The sequence below is a fragment of the Ferrimonas sediminum genome (genome assembly GCF_900100175.1).
Lineage (GTDB): Bacteria > Pseudomonadota > Gammaproteobacteria > Enterobacterales > Shewanellaceae > Ferrimonas > Ferrimonas sediminum.
Genome location: NZ_FNEM01000002.1, coordinates 155,040 through 176,642 on the forward strand (window position 1 = coordinate 155,040; position 21,603 = coordinate 176,642).

Consider the following 21,603-nt stretch of genomic DNA (forward strand, 5'->3'; position numbering starts at 1 on the left):
CCTATCGCCGGTGGATTGCTGGTCACCGACTGATGGTAGGCGCTGGATTGCCTGCTGGCAGAAAGGGAGCAACGCCGTACCCGAAACCAGGCCAAGATGTGTTGTGTGGGGATACTGCTTGTAACACGCCTGGTGTTCCCGCTTCACCAACACCTCTGGCTCAATGGCATCATACGGGTGTTTTCAGGAAGCTCACTACCAGATTAGGCTGTTGTTTAATTGAGCGTTTTGACAAAGATCAAAAAAATTATAGCGGCAGGGTCAACTGTTTCAGTGTCCGGGCATCCGCCAGCTCCACCTGAATCCCCACCAAACGAACCGCCCGGCCTCCGCCGCGGTTGAAAGCGATGGTCAGTAGAGCCTCAAACAGCCCTGGATTCAGCTGCTGGCTCTGCTGGGACACCGTGGTCAGCTCGAAGTCGGAAAACTTCAGTTTTACCGTCTGGCCCTTAATGCTGCGCTGGCTCTTGGCCAGCCGCCGCCGCAGTTCAGGCACCAGGGTCTGCAACTGGGCCAGGCAGGCGTCCACTGTCGGCAGGTCTTTGGCCAGGGTGGTCTCCACCCCCACCGACTTACGGATGCGACTGGGCTCGACCGGTCGCTCATCCAGTCCCTGGCAACGCTGCCACAGCACCGGGCCAAATTTACCCAGCATCTGCTCCAGCTCCACCGCCGTTAACGCCAGCACGTCTTTGCCACAGCTCAGCCCCAACCGCTGCAACCGCTCACTGGTCTTGGGTCCAACACCGGGAATCCGCTTCAGCGGCAGCCGCGCAGCAAACTCGGCGGCCTGCTCAGGGGCCACCACCATCTGGCCGTTGGGCTTGTTTTCGTCCGAAGCCACCTTGGCAAGAAACTTATTGGGCGCCACACCGGCAGAGGCGGTGAGGCCGGTCGCGGCATAGATGTCGGCCCGAATCGCTTCGGCCATGCGGGTGGCACTGCCCTGGCAATGGGGCTTGCCGGTCACATCCAGAAAGGCCTCGTCCAGGGACAGGGGCTCAACCAGTTCGGTGTATTGGCGAAAGATGGCATGAATCTGCTGTGAAACCGCCTTGTAGACCTCCATGCGATGAGGCACCAACACCAGATCCGGGCACAGTTGCTGAGCCTTGTGGGTCGGCATCGCCGAACGCACCCCAAAGGCGCGCGCCTGATAGTTGCAGGTGGCGATCACTCCGCGGCCCGAGGCCTGACCGCCCACCGCAATGGGCTTATCCCGCAGCGACGGGTTGTCCCGCATCTCCACGGCGGCATAGAAACAATCCATGTCGATGTGAATGATCTTACGCTGCATCCGGCCAACACCTGTATATAAAACCAGTACCAGAATATCAGCTTATTATTGCGATGCCAATGGGCTCAGGCCACGCAGATCAAGGTGATACCCATCCTGACCAGCGGCCAAGTGAAAAATGGCTGCAGGCTGGGGTTTCTACTGACGAATGACGGGACAGGCGCAAACACCTGGCATAAAAAAGGCCACCTCTGAGGTGGCCTGATTGCCCCAGGCTTAGGGTCAGACCTGGTAGCGATCCAGGCCGCTGGCCAACTGATGCCCCCCTTCGGACAACTGTTCCAGATTGCGTTCCAGCTGGTCGCCGCGGGCCACCGCGTCGTCGGACAGCTCATGCACCCGTGACACAGTGGTGGCGATCGCCTCCGCCACCCGCGCCTGCTGGGAGATGGCCTGGGTCATCTCCTGTACCTGGTGCTCAATCCGGCCCACCTCGGCACCGGCCTCGGTCAGGGTGTCGACAATCTGCTGATTGCTGACCTGGCTTTGATCCACCTGCAGGCAGCTGGCTTCCATGGCCTTCTCCGCTTCGATGCTGGATTGCTGCAAGGTGGCAATGATGGCCTGAATGTTGGCGGTAGAATCCTGGGTTTTCGATGCCAGGGTCCGCACCTCATCCGCCACCACCGCAAACCCCCGCCCCTGCTCACCGGCCCGGGCGGCTTCGATGGCGGCATTGAGGGCCAGCAGATTAGTCTGCTCGGCGATGGTGCGGATCACATCCAGCACCTCACCAATCTGATCGGCATTTTGCCGCAATCTGGACACCACTCCACTGGCATCCCCGACCTGGGCCGACAGCTGCGCCAGGGCCTGCTTGCCCTGTTCAACCGCTTTACCGGCCTGGCGCATCTGCGCCGTCACCTGTTGCGCATGCTCGGTAACGGTATCGGCACTGCGGGCCATCTCGGCACTGGTCTGGGCCATCTCGTTGGTGGCCGCCGAGGCCTGTTCCACCTCCCCCTTTTGCGCCGACATCGACGCCAGGGTCTGACCCCAGATGTCGGTGGCCACCTCGCTGCTGCGGGACACCGATCGGGTCAGCTCCTTGCTTTGATTCACCAGCAGGTGCACCCGCTCGGCAAACAGGTTAAACGCCCGCCCCAGCTGCCCCAGCTCATCGTCCCGGCTGACCTCGATGCGACTGCTGAGATCACCGTCCCCCTGGGCAATCTCCTCCATCGCCCGCACCAATTGCCGAATCTGGGTCTTGAGCGGCAACAGCAGCAGCCACACCACGGCCGACACCAGCAGGGTCAGCAATACCGAGGCCAGTCCTGTCGACCAGGCCTCACGGGTTACTTGGACGTCCACCACCTGCGCCGGCAACATGAATCCCAACCGCCAATGCATCTGCGGATAATCGCTGTCCACCGGCTGCCACTGCACCCGCTGGGGCTGCCCCTGCCAGCGAACCGAGGCCATGCCGCTGGGTTGACTCATCAGCTGACGAGACAGATCGGCAAAACCACGGGCGTCGGAAAACTGACTGTCCACCTCCGCCAGCAGCGATCCGGGCGGGAAGCGATCGGAGAACGCCGGGAAGAACACCAGCTTGCCCTGCTCCGTCATCAGGAACGCCTGACCCTGTTGCTGGTACTTAATTTTGGACAGCAGTGAATCGCCGATGGTGGTGATCAAAATGTCCATGCCGCCAATTCCTAAGAATCGGCCGTCGTGGTCATAGACGGTGCGCTTTACCGTCGCCGATACCGAACCGTCGTTGGCGTCCACCGCCGGATCGGTTACATAAAGGCGATCTTTCCCAATGGCCTCTCCCCACCAGGGGCGCTTGTTGGTGTAATAGTTGGGATCGTCGGAGTAGCGGCCATTGAGGTCGAAATACTCATGGGTGAGATTGCTGCCAAAGAACAGGCTCTTGATGGCCGGATCCTGATCGGAAAAAAAGCGAAAATAATCGGTCACTTCATGGTAGTCGCCATTGCCCTGCAGTGAGCCGCCACGTTGATCGTAGTCGCGAAAGAAGCGCTTTATCTGCGGGCTGGAAAACGCCGCGTGAATCACCTGGCCCTTGGCCTCGAAAAAAGCGGCAATGGCACTGGCCTGCTCCGATACCAGTTGATCCACTTGCTGCCCCACCTGCTCGCGGGCCTGTTGCCGGCTCTGGTTGACCTGATAGACGGTCACCAACGTCAAAATTAAAAACAGCGAGCCTCCGATGGAAGCCACCAGCTGCCGAGTGAGCGATGCCCTAAACCAATTCATCCTTGATCCCCAATTCGTCCATCTCTTATCGTTATCGGCAAACATTACCGTCGCTAAACATCATACCGGATGCAGGCACCAATGGAGGATCGGCGACCGAAACACGATATTGCTCTGCCCCTGGCGAATAACTCGATACAAACATCGCAAAATCAATCACTCCCACCCATTAGAGCAACGAAAATCGAGACCGGAATACGACATCTGTCGGTCGATTTTGACGGTGGCGCCCGCCGTGTCGGCACAAAAAACGGGCCCGGTATGACTACCGGGCCCGCGTTAGGGCAAGAGTGTCTGACAATCAGATGATGCGCTGCTCCATCAGTTGCTGACGGCGACTCTCCTGCGCCATTTTGGCTTTACGCTTATCGCAAGGTTCGGGGCAATCGCAGGCTTTGTCGACGCCGACACTGCCCAGTCCACCGCAGGAGCCACTGATGGTCTTACGCTTAAACACGTACCCGACCGCCATAATGGCCACAACGCTCAACATAATCACAAAGGTGGCAATAAAGGTGTTCATGATGCTTGCTCCTTGGAATCCAGATAGGCCTTGAACGCCTTGCTGTAATGCACCAGGTACTGGCCGTCAGTCCGCTCTATCAACATTACCGCTAACCCGGTGCGCTCGGCAAGGGCCAAGCCCTTATCCACGCCCATCACCATCAACGCCGTCGCCAGGCCGTCGGCGGTCATGCAACTGTCGGTGATCACCGTGGCCGATACCAGGTGGTGGGCCACCGGCCGTCCGGTCGCCGGATCAATCAGGTGTGAAAACTGCACCCCGTCCTGCTCAAAGAAGTTGCGGTAGTCGCCGGAGGTGGCCACCGACATGTTGCCCGGCTCGATCACCGTAAACACATCTCGACCGGCGGGATCCGGCCGCTCGATAGCCACCCGCCAGGGCTGCCCCTGCACTTTATGACCTTTGACCCGCAGTTCGCCGCCCACCTCGACCAGGTAGTTGTGAATGCCACGCCCTTCCAGTACCTCGGCCACCACATCGACGCCATAGCCTTTGGCAATGGAAGAGAGATCCACCTTCAGGCTCGGTTCGGTCTTAAACAACCAGCGCCCCTTCATGGACAGCTTGTCATGACCGATGGTGCCCTTGACCCGGGCGATCTGGGCGTTGGAGGGCGCGGTTTCGATATGGCCGTCGGGACCAAAGCCCCACAGGTTCACCAGCGGCCCCACGGTCACGTCCAGGGCGCCGTCGGTGAGGTCGGTGAGCCGTTTGGCCTCGGTCAGTACCTTGGCAAACTCCGTGCTGATCTCCATGCCGCCAACCCGCTCCATGCGGTTAAAACGACTGACCTCCGAACTCCGCTTCCAGGTGGACATGGAGCGATTGACCTGACCCAGCCTCAGATCGATCTCGCCCTGAAGCAGCAAGGGATCCACCGGTTCGTCGGTATCAACCCAGCTGATGTGGTAAGTGGTCCCCATGGTGTGCCCGGATACGGACTCCACCTGAGGCGTCGTGGGTGTGCATCCAGAAACAAAGATGGCCAGCCCGACAAGGGCCAGCCATAGATGCTTATAGGCTCGATACTGCATGAAGCCTCGCTAGTTTAGCCACCGAAATCATCCAGCAGGATGTTTTCGTCTTCAACGCCCAGATCTTTGAGCATGTTGATCACCGCAGCGTTCATCACCGGTGGACCACACATATAGAACTCGCAATCTTCAGGGGCGTCATGGTTCTTCAGGTAATGCTCAAACAGCACGTTGTGAATGAAACCAGTGTAGCCGTCCCAGTTGTCCTCAGGCTGAGGATCAGACAGGGCCACATGCCACTCGAAGTTATCATTCTCGGCCGCCAGACCATCGAAATCTTCGGTATAGAACATCTCACGCTTGGAGCGGGCGCCATACCAGAAGCTGATTTTACGATCGCTGCCCAGACGCTTCAACTGGTCAAAGATGTGCGAACGCATCGGAGCCATACCGGCACCACCGCCGATAAACACCATCTCGTTCTTGGTTTCCTTGGCAAAGAACTCACCGAACGGCCCGGAGATGGTCACCTTGTCACCGGCCTTCAGGCTCCAGATGTAGGAGGACATCTTACCGCAGGGCAGGCTCAGGTTGTTTGGCGGCGGCGTCGCGATCCGCACGTTCAACATGATGATGCCTTCCTCTTCCGGGTAGTTGGCCATGGAGTAGGCACGAACGGTCTCGTCGTCCACCTTGGACTCCAGATTGAAGAAGCCAAAACGCTCCCAATCGGCCCGGTACTCTTCCGGTATGTCGAAATCGGCGTACTTCACATGGTGAGCCGGAGCTTCGATCTGAATGTAACCACCGGCGCGAAACGGTACCGACTCGCCATGGGGAATCTTCAGTTTCAGCTCTTTAATGAAAGTGGCCTTGTTATCGTTGGAGATAACTTCGCATTCCCACTTCTTGATGCCAAACACCTCTTCGGGCAGTTCGATATCCATGTCGTTCTTCACTGCCACCTGGCAGGCCAGGCGACAACCCTCGCGGGCTTCACGCTTTGAGATGTGATCCAGCTCTGTTGGCAGAATTTCACCACCGCCTTCGTGAATTTTCACCCGGCACTGGCCGCAGGAGCCACCACCACCACAGGCTGAGGAAACGAAGATGCCGTTACCCGCCAGGGCACCCAGCAGTTTGTCGCCGGCGCCGGTGGTGATGGTCTTATCTTCATCGTTATTGATCTTAATGCTGATGTCACCGGAGGAGACCAGCTTGGATTTGGCGAACAAAATCACCAGCACCAGCACAGTCACAATCGCGGTAAACATCGTTACGCCGAGTACAATTTCCATCGACACGTCCTTTTACTTCCTATTCTCGGTGCCGCTTACAGCGACACTCCGGAAAATGACATAAAGCCCAGGGCCATCAGGCCAGCGGTAACGAAAGTGATGCCCAGACCACGAAGTCCTTCCGGTACGTCGGAGTACTTCATCTTTTCGCGGATGCCGGCCAACAGCACCAGCGCCATGGCCCAGCCCACGCCGGCGCCCAGGCCGAAGACCACGGATTCAATGTGGCCATATTCGCGGTTGGCCATGAACGATACGGCACCGAAAATGGCACAGTTCACCGTAATCAGCGGCAGGAAGATACCCAGGGCGTTGTACAGCGGCGGAAAGAACTTATCCAGAATCATCTCCAGGATTTGCACCAGGGCCGCGATCACACCGATAAAGGTGATGAAGCTCAGGAAGCTGAGATCCGAGTCGCCCAATCCCGCCCAGGAAAGCGCTCCTGGCTTCAGAATATACTGAAAAATAAGCTGGTTGACTGGCACCGCCAGGGTCAACACCACAATGACGGCCACACCCAGGCCCATGGCGGTTTTGACTTTCTTGGACACCGCCAGGAAGGTACACATCCCCAGGAAGAAGGACAGCGCCATGTTTTCAATAAAGATCGCCCGCACCAACAGGCTGATGTAATGTTCCATATCTTGTCCTTACTCCTTAGGTTCGACCTGTTCCGGACGTGCGGTCCGAATGCCCCAGATAATGAAGCCAATCAGGAAGAACGCGCTTGGAGGCAGCAACAGCAGGCCGTTAGGCACGTACCAACCACCGTCGGTCACCTTGCTTAAAATCTCAACCCCAAACAGGGAGCCGTTACCAAACAGCTCTCGTACGAAGCCGATGGCCATCAGCACCGCCGAGTAACCCAGGCCGTTACCGATGCCGTCGAGGAAACTGGGCAGCGGCGGGCTCTTCATGGCGAACGCTTCGGCGCGGCCCATCACGATGCAGTTGGTAATGATCAGGCCAACGAATACCGTCAACTGCTTGGCAACCTCGTAGGCGTAGGCCTTGAGTACCTGGTCCACCACGATCACCAACGAGGCGATAACCGTCATCTGTACGATGATCCGCACGCTATTGGGAATGTGGTGGCGCAGCATCGAGATGAACAGGTTGGAGAAGGCACACACCGTCGTCAGGGCGATGGACATCACCAGGGCCGTTTCCAGCTTGGAGGTGATCGCCAGGGCAGAGCAGATGCCCAGTACGTTCAGTGCAATGGGGTTATTGGCAAGCACCGGCCCCAGGACAATGTCCTTCATGGATTTCTCAGCCATCAGAGAACGCCTCCTTTACGAGCGTTGGCAATAAAGGGACCAAAGCCCTCCTCACCCAGCCAGAAGTCCAGGGTGTACTGGACACCGTTGGCGGTCAACGTGGCTCCGGACAGGGCGTCGATGTCGTGTTGTTTGTCTGTGGGCATTTTGGTGACGCGGATCTTGAGCTCGCCCTGCTCGCCAAACAGCTTCTTGCCAGGCCACAGCGCCTTCCACTTGGGGTTCTGGACTTCACCGCCCAGTCCCGGAGTTTCGCCGCTGTCACTGAAGTCGTAGTAGACCATCGCCTTGACGGTATTCATGTCCGGTTCCAGTGCCAGGAAGGCGTACATGGTGGACCACAGGCCGTAGCCGTGCACCGGCAGAATCACACTGTCCAGTTCGCCGTTGTCGTCTTTCACCAGGTACACCAGTGCCTGGTTGGCACGGCGCTTGATGGATGCGACATCGTTGGCCGGCACCATGGAACTGGCGGTGTCTCGGGCAGCCTTGCGCTGGTTAAAACGTGCGGGTTCGATGCTGGAGTCAAATTCACCGGAGTTCAGGTCAACCACCCTGGCTTCGATGTACTGGTTGTACACCGATTCCACATCGCCATTGACCTTGTCCAGCAGACCGGCGGCTTCCAGGATGTACTTCTGGGTATCCTGGGCCTTGTTCTTCTCCTGCAGCGGCTTCAGAGCCACTGCGGCAGTAGAGACCACCAGGGAACACACCAGACACAGGCCGATAACCACGGCCAGGGTCTTGCCAAAACTGTCGTTGTTGTTAGCCATTGCGCGCCAGCCTCCGCTTGATGTTGGATTGAACCACGAAGTGGTCGAACAAAGGTGCCCACAGGTTGGCAAACAGGATTGCCAGCATCATGCCTTCAGGGAAGGCCGGGTTCACCACGCGGATAAGCACCACCATCACCCCAATCAGGATGCCGTAGGCCCATTTGCCCCTCTCGGTAAAGGAGGCGGAAACCGGATCGGTGGCCATAAAGAACATGCCGAAGGCGAAGCCACCCAGAACCAGATGCCAGGTCCAGGGAACGTTGAACATCGGGTTGGAGTCGGAGCCAATCAGGTTGAACAGCGACGACATGGCGATCATGCCCACCATGGTGCCCATGACGATGCGCCAGGAGGCGATGCGGGCGTAGATGATCACCAGCCCACCCAGGGCCAGAGCCAGGGTCGAGGTCTCACCGACACTGCCGCCAATAAAGCCGTAGAAGGAGTCCCACCAGGCGGCATCGCCGAAGGCATCAAACCAGCCGTAATCGGCAAAGCTCTTGGCACCAGAGGCGGCCTGACTCAGGTAGGTGGCCCCGGTGTAGCCGTCAACGGCACGCCAGATGGAGTCACCGGACATGTTGAGCGGATAGGCGAAGAACAGGAACGCCCGCCCCGCCAGCGCCGGGTTCATGAAGTTACGGCCGGTGCCGCCAAACAGCTCTTTGGCCACCACCACACCGAAGGTGATCCCCAGCGCCACCTGCCACAACGGAATGGTGGCGGGCAGAATCAGCGCGTACAGCACCGAGGTAACGAAGAAGCCTTCGTTAATCTCATGCTTGCGCACACTGGCAAACACCACTTCCCAGAAGCCCCCCACCGCGAAGGTGGTCAGGTAGATGGGCAGGAAGAAGCAGGCACCATACAGCATCAGGCCGCCGATGCCGGTGGTGGCGTTTAGCTGGCCACCCAGCATCTCAAACAAACCGACCTGCCACATGGCGGGCAGGCTGAAGCCTTCGGCCATGGCCAACTGCGCCTGCAGACCCACGTTGTACATACCGAAGAACATGGCCGGGAAGGTACACAGCCACACAGTGATCATGATCCGCTTCAGATCGATGTTGTCACGGACGTGGGTGCCACCCTTGGTGGTATGACCCGGGGTGTACAGAATGGTCGCCGCCGCTTCATACAGGGCATACCACTTCTCATACTTGCCGCCTTTTTCGAATTGCGGCTCAATTTGCTCGATAAAGTTCTTCAGACCCATCAGCCTTCCCTCTCGATGATCTCAAGACAGCGACGCAGTTCGACTCCATAGTCGTACTTGCCCGGGCACACGAAGGTGCACAGGGCCAGATCTTCTTCGTCCAATTCCAGACAGCCCAATGATTGAGCGTTGTCGGTGTCTTTGGCGATCAGATCACGCAGCAGAATGGTGGGCAGAATGTCCAGAGGCATCACCCGTTCATAGTTACCCAGCGGCACCATGGCCCGCTTGGAACCACCGGTGCTGGTGTTCATGTTGAACAGCTTGCCCTTGCTCAGGTGAGCCAGGAATGCACGGGTGAGGGAGAACTTATCGCCGCCTGGCATCAGCCAGCCGAACAGATCTTTGCTGTCCCCCTCTTCCAGCACGGTCACCTGCTGGTGAAAGCGCCCGAGGAAGCCGTGAGACCCTGTGCCGGTATGACCGGATAACACCGAGCCGGAGATCACCCGGTGATGGGAGTTGGACAACTCACCGTCGGTCAACTGTGCCAGGTCGGCACCCATAAGAGTTTTGAGCAGCCGAGGCTTGCTGACCACCGGACCGGCAAGAGAGACCACCCGCTGGCAGTCCAGTTCACCGGTAGTGAACAGGGTGCCGATGGCAATCACATCCTGATAGCCGATGTGCCACACACTGCGAGCCATGTTGGCCGGCAACAAGTGGTGGATATGGGTGCCCGCCAGACCCGCCGGATGTGGCCCCTTAAACTGGGTCATCTGCAGGTGATCGTTGTCACCCACATCCAGCGTGGTTTCACCGGTATTAAGGTACAGCTTGCCGTCGGTCAGCTTGCCCAGCACCGTCAGGCCATGACAAAACGCATCGAAAGCTTCGGCTATCACCACCATGGGATCCGCAGCCAACGGATTGGTGTCGATGGCCGTCACAAAGATGCCGGCAGGGGCACTGTCCAATGCGGGAGTCTTACTGAACGGGCGGGTACGAAGCGCGGTCCACAAGCCACTGTCCACCAGGTTGCTCTGCACCCGGTTACGACTCAGCTGATTCAACTCTTCGACGGAGTAGTGGGGGAAGCGAATGCCCTCGTCGCCATCAATATCGATGACTACGGATTGCAATACGCGTTTGGCCCCTCGGTTGATGGCACTGACCGTGCCACAGGCAGGAGAGGTAAACTTAACGCCCGGGTTCTTTTTGTCCTCAAAAAGTACCTGGCCGCGCTTAACCCGCTCACCCTCTTTGATATGCATGGTGGGGCGCATACCGTGGTATTCTTCTCCAAGGAGCGCAACCCGAGTGACCGATGGTCCCTCAAAAACATTTTGCTCCGGACTCCCTTCAATGGGGAGATCCAATCCTTTCTTTATTGTAATCATACTCATTTGCACTGCTGTCTGGGACTTCGTCTTTTCACCTACGAACGGTTGAAAAGAGGAATTCATGTTGACGTCGTTAGCAATTCACCAACCAGACATGAACCGCCGCATAAAAATGACTATTAGTGAGATCCATGTCACGCTGACTCGGGCGGAATCATACCCCAATCGTGCCTATACTGCTACGAAAATCACCAAAGAAAAGATCGATTGCTGCGATTAATGCCGTTTTATTAACAAAAAGCGCTTAAACACGCGAAAAGCAGGTGAAATATATTACTAACTGGGTTCACCTCTCATGATTAGCGTGACATTTCCACCCCTAATTGCGACCGAATTTCAGTCATATATTTTTCCGATTTTACTGCATAAAAGTCCCGACTTGAGTTACAGGGGCAGATTCGAGTAGAGTCGGCACACCGCAATTACATCGATAACACAGGGACAACAGGTGCAACAGCTGGATAAATACAAAGACAACGACCTGACCGAGGTCAAGCAGCTGGGGTTATGGGCCTCCATCGCTGGACTGGGCTACATCTTCTGGCTGGTAGGAGGCATGGAGATCATCGAACGCCTGGCCTACTACGGGGTCAAGGCCACCGCCGGCATCTACGCCAGCGACCCGGTATCCAAGGGGGGGCTGGGGATCACCATGACCGATTACGGGGTGATCATGTTCATCTTCGCCCTGACTCAGACGACGGTGCCCATCGTCACCGGCGGCCTGTCTGACCGCCTTGGCTACAAAGAAACCATTGCCCTGTCGACACTGGTGAAGATTGGCGCCTATCTGATCATGGCATTTTTCCCTAGTTTTCTGGGCTTTACCCTGGGCGCCATGACTCTCGCCTTCGGTACCGGCATCTTTAAGCCTGGCATTCAGGGCACCATGGTGAAAGCGGTGCCCAGAGAGTCCACCACCATGGCCTGGGGCATCTTCTACCAGTTGGTGAATATCGGTGGCTTCCTCGGCCCGTTGGTGGCGGTTCAGCTGCGCCAGCTGTCCTGGGATCACCTGTTTTTCGCCTGTGCCGCCATTATCTCGCTGAACTTCCTGTTTCTGTTAATGTACACCGAACCGGATAAGCAGGAGCGTCTGGCCCGCAAACAGGCGGTGAAGGCCGGTGAGCTTAAGCAGCAGGCGTTGTGGAAAGAGTCCCTGAGAGAGATCCGAAAACCACTGGTATTCGGCTATATGTTTGCCTTCTCCGGCTTCTGGTTCATGTTTAACGCCATGTTTGATGTACTGCCGGTGCACATCAAGGAGTGGGTTGACACCAGTACCATCGTCACCGATCTGTTTGGTGCCGGCGGCACCCAGAACCCGTTCTGGATCGGCCTGCTGGGGCTGAACCACGAAGGCACCCGGGTGATGCCGGACTTCCTGATGAGCGTCAACTCAGTGATGATCGCCACCTGCTGCTTCCTGGTGGCCGCAGGCACCGCCAAGTTCCGCATCATGAGCTCCATGCTGGCCGGCGCCCTGTTCTGCACCGGCGCCATGCTGGTGGTGGGCTTTACCCCCGGTGCCTGGTTTATGATCATCGCCATCATGGTATTCAGCCTCGGCGAGATGCTGCTCAGCCCCAAAAAGGGCGAATTCATGGGTAACATCGCCCCGGCAGATAAAAAGGCGATGTATCTGGGCTTCGTAATGCTGCCCCAAGGGATCGGCTGGACCCTGGAGGGCTTTATTGCCCCCTGGCTGTACGATATGTTTGCCTCTAAAGACCGGCTGTCGCGGGATTACCTGGGTGAACTGGGCATGGCCACCGACCGGATTCAGGGCATTCCCCAGGGTGAGGCGTTCGACCGGCTGGTCAGCTTTGCCAACACCACACCGGAACTGATGACCCAGACCCTGTATCAGGCCAACAACATCGGCCTGGCCTGGTACATCATCGCCACCGTAGGCGCCATTTCGGCGGTGGGCATCTATATCTACGCCAAGATGGTATTCCGCATTCAAAAGGCGGCCAACTAGGCTGTAGACAGACCATCAAAAAGGGGAGCCTGTGGCTCCCCTTTTTCATTGCCCGCTGTCGGTTACAGTCTAGACAACTGCTCGTCAGTCAAGGTGATGTCACTGTTCCTGTTTACCCCGACGCCGCGCTTAATGATGTCGCTGGCAATGGCCTTGGCCTGCTCCAGCGAGTGCATCTCATAGGTACCACACTGGTACTCATTCAGCTCCGGAATCTGCGACTGCGACTGCACCGCCAACACATCCTCCATGCTTGCCAGCCAGGCGTCCGCCACCTGCGACTCCTTCGGTGTTCCCACCAGACTCATGTAGAAGCCGGTGCGACACCCCATGGGCGAAATGTCGATGATCTCCACCCCGTCACCGTTGAGGTGATCCCGCATAAAGCCGGCAAACAGGTGCTCCAGCGTGTGAATCCCTCTTTCTGACAGGATCTCGGCATTGGGCAGGCAGAAGCGCAAGTCGAATACCGTGATGGTATCGCCTTTAGGGGTCGCCATGGTTTTCGCCACCCGCACTGCGGGCGCTTCCATACGAGTATGATCAACGGTAAAACTGTCTAGCAGTGGCATTGGACCATTTCCTTCTATACGTCTAAACGGCTATACGTAAACCATACTCCGACCCTGTACCGAGATCAATCCTGCTCAATCGGCCCACGGGCCTGGTTATACGCCTCTTCACTGATTTTATGATACCGCCGTACCCCCTGATAGAAATTGCGGTAGCTGTCATAGACCTTTTTCATCTGGGCATCGGAGGCAGCCTGCTCGGCAACCACCTGCGCCGACGCCAGGCGCAGCGCTTCCAGTACATCGTCGGGAAAGCGGCGCAGCTGTACGCCGTGATCCTGCACCAGCGCATGCAGGGCATCGATGTTGCGCATGGTGTACTCATCCAACATATCCTGATTCACCGCCTGGGAGGCGCTGACTACGATGGCCTGCAGATCCGCCGGCAGGGCATCGTAGGCCTTCTGGTTAACGATGAACTCCAGCGTGGTCCCCGGTTCATGCCAACCCGGGTAGTAGTAATAGGTAGCCGCCTTATGCAACCCGAACGCCAGGTCGTTGTAGGGCCCCACCCACTCGGTAGCATCGATGGCTCCGGTCTGCAGGGCAGTGAACAACTCCCGCCCCGGCAACGTCACCGGCACGCCGCCGAGTCGGGCCAGCACTTCGCCTCCCAGGCCCGGCAGCCGCATCTTCAGGCCTTTAAAGTCCTCCAGAGAGTTGATCTCCTTGTTGAACCAGCCTCCCATCTGCACCCCGGTGTTGCCGCCGGCCAATGGCTTAATGCCAAAGGGGGCGTACACCTCATGCCACAGCGCCATGCCACCGCCGTAACTAAGCCAGCTGTTCATCTCCTGGGCGTTCATGCCAAAAGGCAATGTGGAGAAAAACTGCGCCGCCGGCACCTTGCCCTTCCAGTAGTAAGCGGCGCTGTGGCCCATCTCTGCCGTACCCTGGCTGACCGCATCAAACACCTCGAAGGCAGGCAGCAGATCGCCGGCACCGTAGACGGTGATGGTTAACCGGCCGTTAGACATCTGATTGACCCGCTCGGCAAATCGCTCCGGCGCCATCCCCAGGCCAGGAAAATTCTTCGGCCAGGAGGTAACCAGCTTCCATTGGTGGAGCTGCTGCGGCTGGGCCGCTACCTCCTGGTCCTGAGGTTTGGAACAGCCCAGCAGGGCCAGAGTAAGCAGTGCAGTAACAAGGACGCGCATTGAGATCCTCCCCCGAACGACGCCGCCACAGGCGGTCGATATGTTGTTGTTGATTGTGTTTAATTATTAACCATATATTTGAGACGGCAACCAGGTAGCCAGAGATGGCCACAATGCCAGCGCCAGCATCATCAGCAGTTGCAGTGCAATAAAGGGCATCACCCCGCGATACAGGCTGAGGCTGTCCAACTGGGGCGGCGCCACCCCACGCAGGTAAAACAGCGCAAATCCAAACGGCGGGGTCAGGAACGAGGTCTGCAGATTCAGTGCCAGCATGATCCCCAGCCACACCGGATCCAGCCCCATCATCATCAGGGTCGGCGCCACCAGCGGAACCACCACAAAGGTGATCTCGATAAAATCCAAAATGAACCCCAGTAGAAACACCAGCAGCATCACCACCAGGGTGGCTCCGATCACCCCGCCAGGCAGGTTGGACAGCAACTCATGAATCAGGATTTCTCCCCCCAGGCCGCGAAACACCAGCGAGAACAGTGACGCTCCGATCAGGATCAAGAACACCATCGCCGTAATACGGACGGTTTCCTGCAGCGCCCCCGCCAACACCGCAACACTGAGACTGCTACGAAACCGGGCCAGCACCAGGGCGCCGAACGCCCCGACCGCCGCGGCTTCGGTGGGGGTGGCCAGCCCCAGTAAAATCGACCCCAGCACCAGTACGATCAGCACCAGCGGTGGCAGCAACGCCAGCAACAACTGCCGCAGAGCCCCGGATTCAGCCGCCTCATGACCGGCGGCAAAATGCTCGGGCCGGCGCCACGACAGCCATAGGGTGTAGACGATGTAGAGGGTTACCAGCAGCAACCCGGGAATCAGTGCTCCGGCAAACAAATCTCCCACCGACACCGTCCGGGGACTAAACACACCGGCCTTCAGTTGCGCCTGCTGAAACGCCGACGACAACACGTCCCCCAGCAGCACCAGGGCGATGGAGGGCGGAATGATCTGCCCCAGGGTGCCGGTTGCACAGATGGCACCGGCACTGAATGCCGGATCGTAGCCACGCCTGAGCATGGCCGGTAGTGACATCAGTCCCATGGTCACCACGGTGGCCCCGACAATGCCGGTGCTGGCCGCCAGTAGCGCCCCCACCAGCATCACCGAGATCGCCAGTCCGGCCCTCATCCGTCCGAACAGCTGTGCCATGGCCCCCAGCAGTTGCTCCGCCAGCCGTGAACGCTCCAGTATCACCCCCATCAGCACAAACAGCGGCACCGCCAGCAGCGTCTGGTTGTTGATAATGCCAAACAGACGGTTGGGTATGGCGGTAACAAACGCCCAGTCAAACACCCCGGCGGCGCTGCCAACCAGGGCAAACCATAGGGCGGTCCCCGCCAGGGCAAAGGCCACCGGAATGCCGCTCATCAGCACCAGGCACACCACGGCAAACAGCAGCAGTGCCATCATGATGACGTCCTCAGCTGCCTGAGATTACGCAGAACCTCCACCAGCGCCTGCAGCCCCAGAGTCAGGCACAGCATCAGCAACAGCGATTTTTGCAGATAGACGCCAGGCAGGCCGCCCACCTCCCCCGAGCCCTCCAAACGTGACCAGGAGGCGCTGACGTAGGGCCAGCTCAGTACCCAGATGGCCACCAGAGCCGGCAACAGAAACAGCAGCAGGCCGGCCAGGTCCACCCAGGCTTGGCGACGAGGAGAGAAGTTGCGGTAGAAGATATCGACCCGGACATGGCCCTGATGCTTCAACGTAAACGCGGCCCCGAGGGTAAAAGCAGCGCCGTGCAGGTAGAGCACCGCCTCCTGCAAAGCGATGGAACCAATTTCAAGGCCGTAGCGTAGTCCCACCACGACAATGGCACACAACAGCATCACCAGGGTCATCCAGCCACACAGCCGGCCCAGGTGTTCACTGAAGGCATCCCCCCATTCGATCCATCTCTGCACCCTGCCCTCCTTTTGCTTGTTGACCGGACACCGCCGAGCCTCAAAAGTTAACACCTTGATAACAAAAAGCGAGCGGGATTGCGAATAAACCGGTGGCGAGTTCGGCCGGGGGAGGGAGGGGGCAACCAGGCTGCCAACGGCGGCAGCCTCAATTCAATCGGTTCGGGATCAGCTCAGCGAGCCGGTGCAGCCCGGTGTGCGCGGAGCCTGTTGCTGCTGTTGCCACTCGTCCGGGGTATAGGTGTGCAGGGCCAGGGCGTGCAGACCGGCATCAAACTGAGGCTGCAGCAAGCCGTTGACGGTACGGTGACGGGTCAGCAGCCGCTGCCCCTCAAACTCGGCACTGACCACAATCAACTTAAAGTGGGTTTCACTGTCTTTGGGGGTGCGGTGCATGTAGCTTTCGTTGATCACCTCGAGGTGAACCGGTGACAGTGCTTCGCTCACTGTGGTTTCGATGGCCTGTTGAATCGACATTAGGGGTACTCCATGGCGTCTGAGTGTGTGCCTTGGGCCACTTATACCCTGCCGAGTGGGTGAACTCAACCGTACCGCCGGCAGGGGCATCGGGGTCAGTGCCAGAATCCGGGAATGATGTAACGGAAGGTCAGGCTGATGCGCTCCTGCTCTACCCGCTTTCGGGCGGGAAGTTGGTGCTTGCACTGGCGCTGGGCCAGGGGCAACAGCTGCAGCAAGCTGCCGTGAGGCATGGTGAAATCCTGCTGCTGATGATCCTGACTGCGCAGCTGCAACGGCCGTCCGGCCCCGAGGGAGACGATGGCCACTTGGGGCTGCTGGCCCATCTCGGGCTCGTTGTCGCTGTGCCAGCCCATTTTATCGTCACCGCTGCGATAGCGATTGGCGAGCACGGCATTAAATCGGGTACCGCAGTGCTGCGACACATTGAACATCAGTGCATTGAGCCAGGATGGCAGAGGCTGGGGTTTAAGCAGGGTGCCGGAGTAACGGTAATCGCACCGGTGTTCGCCCAGCCAGCACTGCATACGCGGGATCTGATGACGCCGGCCGAACACCTGCACACTGGGCTGCTCCCAGGGCAACGCCAGGCACCGCTCAAACAACTGGTCGCTCTGCTCCCGGGTCAGAAACTGTGGCCAGTAGCGGGCCAGTTCGCTGTCTTTCAGGTACAACCGCTGCGGCATCTGGGCCTGATCAAGTATCATATGTCACCGTATTCCTTTACCGGTTTGGCTAGGCCGCCGACGAACGAACCCGGGTATAGAGGTTCATCTCCTGGGCCAGCACCAGGCTCATGGCCAGGTTTCTGGCGGTGCGTTCTACATTGGCCCGTGCCTGATCCAGGGCCTGTTGTAAGGGCACCGACGCCGGCACCACCGGGAACACCGCATCGATGCCATGCTCCAGCACCACGTCGCTGTCGTCGGAAACGCAGCCGGCAATGGCGATCACCGGAATGTTCTGCGCCTTGGCGGCCCGCGCCACACCGATAGGGGTCTTGCCGTGAATGGTCTGGCTGTCGATACGGCCTTCACCGGTGATCACCAGATCCGCGTCTTTCAGCTGCTCGGGCAGTGCCACCGCCTCCATGACAATGTCAATGCCAGGCCGCAGCGAGGCGTTCAACAGCCCCAGCAAGGCGGCCCCCAATCCCCCGGCCGCCCCGGCACCGGCGGCGTGCTTAATGTCGCAGCCCAGTTGGCTTTTAATCAGATCGGCATAGTGACTGAGGTTGGCATCCAGCTGCAGAATCATATCTTCGCTGGCGCCCTTCTGTGGACCGAATACCCGTGACGCCCCTCGGGGGCCACACAACGGGTTGTTCACATCGCAGGCCACTTCCAGCGAAACCTGTGACAGGCGGGGATCCAGCCCCGATAGATCGATCTCGGTCAGACCAGCCAGGGCTCCGCCACCAAAAGCGGCGTCATTGCCGCGGACATCCAGCATACGGGCTCCCAGAGCCTGGACCATGCCCATGCCGCCGTCGTTAGTGGCACTGCCACCGATGCCCACGATCAGATGACGAACCCCCAGATCCAGCGCCGCCCGAATCAATTCGCCAGTGCCGAAGCTGGTGGTCATGAGTGGGTTTCTCTGCGCCGCCGGCACCAGATGCAGGCCAGAGGCGGCGGCCATCTCGATGACGGCGGTCTGACCGTCTCCCAGCAGGCCAAAGAAAGCGTCAACCGGTTGACCCAGCGGACCGGTCACCTGTTGGTGAATCAGGCGTCCACCGGTGGCATCCACCAGCGATTGCACCGTCCCTTCGCCGCCATCGGCCATAGGTAATTTGTGAATATCGGCGTCGGGCATCGCCTGTCGCAATCCGGTTTCGATGGCAGACGCCACCTCCATGGCATTGAGGCTCTCTTTGTAGGAGTCCGGGGCGATGACAATTTTCATGGAGTGCAGTCCTCACAATCTGTCGACGGCTACCCGGAGAATCCCCGAGGGTAACCACAAGACGGGCCAACGGCCCTTCCACAGCCGCGAAGCTGCGTCAATTACTATGGCACAGGCGGGAGCGTTGTTCTTTGTACGGATGACTGAATATGAGGTGAAAAAAATTCCCTTTCTTTGTGCGAGCGCACAACGGCGGCGGGAGTTTTGGCCAAAAACAGGCCGATTTTGCCCAGGTTAACGGTTCAACATCGCCAGATACAATCGGGTGCGATCACTGAGGTTATGGATATTCAGGCCGGTAATGCGAGAGACCTTATCGAGCCGGTACCTTAGGGTATTGCGGTGAATGTGCAGCGTGTCGCAGGTACGGCTGAGATCACAATCCTGCTCGAAGTAGTGGTGCAGCGTCCGCAGCAGACTGCCGTTGCCATCGGCGGCCTGCAGCAGTTGCAGAGGCTGTTGTAACTGTTGCCGGCGCCAGCTGTCGCCGTTCAGGCCACTGAGCAGAACCGGCAGGATATGATCCTGATAAAACAGTACCTCCTCCTGATCCCCGGCCGCATCCAGGGTGGCCTTGGCGGTCTGGTAGGAGCGGGCCAGCCCCCTCAGGCCGGGAAAAAATTCCCCCAGGGCGATGCGGATTCGAAACTGATCTTCACCACTGATGCGCTTGAGCAGCTTGTCCACCCGCTTGCGTTCACTCTCGACCGACCAGCCCCCATCGGTCAACTCCACCGGTTTGAGCACCACCACCTCGTTGTCGGATACCGACGAAATCGCCACCAGATTGTCCCGCTGCGGGTACTCCAACAGCTGCACCAGCCGCTGCAAATGATGGTGTGACTGACCATCACTGTCATAGGGAAACACCTTGACGATGGCGGCGATGCGAGGCTGGGTCAGATCCAGCTGCAACCGATCGGCCACCGACAGCAACTGCGACTCATTGAGGCTCTGGCCATGGGTCAGGCTGAGAACCAGCTCCTCCCGATGTCGCTTGCTCCACTGAATCTGGTCCATCAGCGCCGCCTGCTCTACCACCAGCTCGGCGGTCATCTTCACCAGCTCACCGTAGTTGCTGACCTGCTCCGGCTTGCCGGAGATCCCCACCACGCCGATGGGCTTACCCTGGAATAAGATTGGCAAGTTAATGCCCGGCAGCACCCCCTTGAGGCTGGCTGCCATGGCATCGTCGATCTCCAGTACCCGGTTGTCCCCCATCGCCAGGATGGCGCCTTCGTGGCGCTGGTTGAGCCGGCGTGGATCACCGGACCCGATGATCCAGCCATTTTCGTCCATCACCACTACCGAAAACTTGATGATTTTCATGGTTCGTTCGACGATCTGGCGGGCAATGGTTTTGGTCAGTTGCATAGGGGCTATGAGTTGTTGGCAGACCCGGCCAGTGTGCCATGGCCGCCCGGCGGCGGCAATCGCTTCATTGCCAAGCGCATTAAGGCGGGATTGTCGTTTGGCCCCCCGGCCGACTTCTGCGACAATAGCACCACCTAAACTCTTTCCATGCCGCCATGTCCGAGACCCTGACCCTGGAGTCCCTCAGCCTGAGACTCCGCCGCTTCCCCGACACCCAGCACAGCGAATTGCTCGCCTGGGATGCCGCCGATGAACTGCTGATGCTCAACGCCCTGCCCGATGTCAGTGGCCAGTTGCTGATCATCAATGACCACTTCGGCGCCCTGGGCTGCGCCACCGCCGGGCTGGACCCACTGTGGGTTAACGATTCGTTCGTTGCCCACCAGGCGCTGAAGCAGAACCTGGATCTCAATGCCCTGCCCCGGCCCAGCCACTGCCTGTCGGATCTGCAGCCCCCCCAGTCCCCCATCGAGCAGGTGTGGCTGAAACTGCCACGTAACCTGCGCTACCTGGAGTACATTCTGGACTGGCTCAACGGCCACCTTCCTGAAGGCACCAAGGTGATCATTGCCGCCCGATTGAAGGAGATGCCCACCAGCCTCAAAGGCCTCACCGAAGCCTATCTGGACGAGATTCAACCCTCCCGAATCCGTAAGAAGGCCCGTCTGCTGATTGGAAAAACCAGCGGCCGCCGCGCCACCAAGCCGCTGCTGCAACGCTGGACTGTCGAGGGCTCTGACTGGCAACTGGATAACTACCCTAATGTGTTTTCCGGCAACCGCCTCGACCTCGCCGCCCACCTGATGCTGCAGCACATTCCCGGCGGCCATCAGCAGATCATCGATCTTGGCTGTGGCAACGGCGTGCTGTCACTGGCGGCAGCCCAGGCCAACCCCGAAGCAGTGATTCACGCGGTAGACGAGTCCTGGCATGCGGTGAAAAGCTGTGGTGACACCCTGGGGCGCTACCTCAAGCCGGAGCAGTTCCAGACTCACTGGGACGACTGTCTGACCCACTTCGACGGCGACAGCGTCGATCTGATTTTGTGCAATCCGCCGTTCCATCAGCAGCAGGCCATCACCGACCACATCGCCTGGCAGATGTTCCGCGACGCCAAACGCGCCCTGGCGCCCGGCGGACGCCTGCGGGTCATCGGCAACCGCCACCTGGGCTACCACATCAAGCTGATGCGGCTGTTTGGCAAGGTAGAAACCGTGGCAGCCAACGCCAAATTTGTTATTCTCGATGCCGTTAAACGCTAACC

The 21,603-nt window shown here is 58.8% G+C and carries 20 protein-coding genes; 2 read left to right on the forward strand and 18 right to left on the reverse strand.

What is annotated here, in order from left to right; genetic code table 11:
* Window positions 1-247: 247 nt before the first annotated feature.
* From dinB to BLT77_RS03030, 10 genes are all read right to left on the reverse strand, one after another.
* On the reverse strand, window positions 248-1,297 hold the full coding sequence (gene dinB, locus BLT77_RS02985; RefSeq protein WP_090361789.1) for a DNA polymerase IV: 1,050 nt from the start codon (window positions 1,295-1,297) through the stop codon (window positions 248-250).
* A 222-nt stretch (window positions 1,298-1,519) separates the two neighbouring features.
* The gene (locus tag BLT77_RS02990; protein ID WP_090361792.1) at window positions 1,520-3,523 is read right to left on the reverse strand and encodes a methyl-accepting chemotaxis protein; all 2,004 of its coding nucleotides are present in this window, start codon (window positions 3,521-3,523) and stop codon (window positions 1,520-1,522) included.
* A 301-nt stretch (window positions 3,524-3,824) separates the two neighbouring features.
* Window positions 3,825-4,046 (reverse strand): (Na+)-NQR maturation NqrM, encoded by a 222-nt coding sequence (gene nqrM / locus BLT77_RS02995; protein ID WP_090361796.1) that lies wholly within the window; start codon window positions 4,044-4,046, stop codon window positions 3,825-3,827.
* A complete protein-coding gene (locus BLT77_RS03000; protein WP_090361799.1) occupies window positions 4,043-5,083 on the reverse strand; it encodes an FAD:protein FMN transferase in 1,041 nt (346 codons plus the stop codon). Before BLT77_RS03000 ends, nqrM begins: the two co-directional genes overlap by 4 nt.
* 14 nt (window positions 5,084-5,097) lie before the next feature.
* Window positions 5,098-6,321 carry an NADH:ubiquinone reductase (Na(+)-transporting) subunit F gene (gene nqrF, locus BLT77_RS03005; RefSeq protein WP_090361803.1) on the reverse strand — a complete coding sequence of 408 codons (1,224 nt, stop codon included), beginning with the start codon at window positions 6,319-6,321 and terminating at the stop codon, window positions 5,098-5,100.
* A 35-nt stretch (window positions 6,322-6,356) separates the two neighbouring features.
* Entirely contained in the window at window positions 6,357-6,965 is a 609-nt protein-coding gene (gene nqrE / locus BLT77_RS03010; RefSeq protein ID WP_090361806.1) for an NADH:ubiquinone reductase (Na(+)-transporting) subunit E, read from the reverse strand.
* 9 nt (window positions 6,966-6,974) lie between these two features.
* On the reverse strand, window positions 6,975-7,604 hold the full coding sequence (locus BLT77_RS03015; RefSeq protein ID WP_090361809.1) for an NADH:ubiquinone reductase (Na(+)-transporting) subunit D: 630 nt from the start codon (window positions 7,602-7,604) through the stop codon (window positions 6,975-6,977).
* A complete protein-coding gene (locus BLT77_RS03020; RefSeq protein WP_090361812.1) occupies window positions 7,604-8,380 on the reverse strand; it encodes a Na(+)-translocating NADH-quinone reductase subunit C in 777 nt (258 codons plus the stop codon). Before BLT77_RS03020 ends, BLT77_RS03015 begins: the two co-directional genes overlap by 1 nt.
* Window positions 8,373-9,599 (reverse strand): NADH:ubiquinone reductase (Na(+)-transporting) subunit B, encoded by a 1,227-nt coding sequence (locus BLT77_RS03025; protein WP_090361815.1) that lies wholly within the window; start codon window positions 9,597-9,599, stop codon window positions 8,373-8,375. Before BLT77_RS03025 ends, BLT77_RS03020 begins: the two co-directional genes overlap by 8 nt.
* A complete protein-coding gene (locus BLT77_RS03030; protein ID WP_090361818.1) occupies window positions 9,599-10,939 on the reverse strand; it encodes a Na(+)-translocating NADH-quinone reductase subunit A in 1,341 nt (446 codons plus the stop codon). Before BLT77_RS03030 ends, BLT77_RS03025 begins: the two co-directional genes overlap by 1 nt.
* 451 nt (window positions 10,940-11,390) lie before the next feature.
* On the opposite strand from BLT77_RS03030, the gene BLT77_RS03035 reads away from it, so the two are divergent.
* A complete protein-coding gene (locus BLT77_RS03035) occupies window positions 11,391-12,926 on the forward strand; it encodes an MFS transporter (protein WP_245709848.1) in 1,536 nt (511 codons plus the stop codon).
* Between the two features lie 62 nt (window positions 12,927-12,988).
* On the opposite strand, the gene luxS is transcribed toward BLT77_RS03035, so the two are convergent.
* The 8 genes from luxS to BLT77_RS03075 form a co-directional block, all read right to left on the reverse strand.
* The gene (gene luxS / locus BLT77_RS03040; RefSeq protein ID WP_090361821.1) at window positions 12,989-13,498 is read right to left on the reverse strand and encodes an S-ribosylhomocysteine lyase; all 510 of its coding nucleotides are present in this window, start codon (window positions 13,496-13,498) and stop codon (window positions 12,989-12,991) included.
* 65 nt (window positions 13,499-13,563) lie between these two features.
* Window positions 13,564-14,655: a TRAP transporter substrate-binding protein gene (locus BLT77_RS03045; protein ID WP_090361822.1), complete on the reverse strand. Its 1,092-nt coding sequence runs from the start codon at window positions 14,653-14,655 to the stop codon at window positions 13,564-13,566.
* A 66-nt stretch (window positions 14,656-14,721) separates the two neighbouring features.
* Window positions 14,722-16,083 (reverse strand): TRAP transporter large permease, encoded by a 1,362-nt coding sequence (locus BLT77_RS03050; RefSeq protein WP_090361827.1) that lies wholly within the window; start codon window positions 16,081-16,083, stop codon window positions 14,722-14,724.
* Window positions 16,080-16,580, reverse strand: coding sequence for a TRAP transporter small permease subunit (locus BLT77_RS03055; RefSeq protein ID WP_245709849.1), 501 nt, complete (start codon window positions 16,578-16,580; stop codon window positions 16,080-16,082). The genes BLT77_RS03050 and BLT77_RS03055 overlap by 4 nt, the downstream gene beginning before the upstream one ends.
* A gap of 168 nt (window positions 16,581-16,748) precedes the next feature.
* Window positions 16,749-17,057 (reverse strand): BolA family protein, encoded by a 309-nt coding sequence (locus BLT77_RS03060; protein ID WP_090361830.1) that lies wholly within the window; start codon window positions 17,055-17,057, stop codon window positions 16,749-16,751.
* Window positions 17,058-17,152: 95 nt separating this feature from the next.
* A complete protein-coding gene (locus BLT77_RS03065) occupies window positions 17,153-17,764 on the reverse strand; it encodes an alpha-ketoglutarate-dependent dioxygenase AlkB family protein (RefSeq protein ID WP_090361833.1) in 612 nt (203 codons plus the stop codon).
* A 28-nt stretch (window positions 17,765-17,792) separates the two neighbouring features.
* Window positions 17,793-18,965, reverse strand: coding sequence for a glycerate kinase (locus tag BLT77_RS03070; protein ID WP_090361836.1), 1,173 nt, complete (start codon window positions 18,963-18,965; stop codon window positions 17,793-17,795).
* A gap of 234 nt (window positions 18,966-19,199) precedes the next feature.
* A complete protein-coding gene (locus tag BLT77_RS03075; protein ID WP_090361839.1) occupies window positions 19,200-20,339 on the reverse strand; it encodes a sugar diacid recognition domain-containing protein in 1,140 nt (379 codons plus the stop codon).
* 155 nt (window positions 20,340-20,494) lie between these two features.
* Here BLT77_RS03075 and BLT77_RS03080 point away from each other — a divergent pair, with 155 nt between their 5' ends.
* Window positions 20,495-21,601: a methyltransferase gene (locus BLT77_RS03080; protein ID WP_090361841.1), complete on the forward strand. Its 1,107-nt coding sequence runs from the start codon at window positions 20,495-20,497 to the stop codon at window positions 21,599-21,601.
* The last annotated feature ends 2 nt before the right edge of the window (window positions 21,602-21,603 follow it).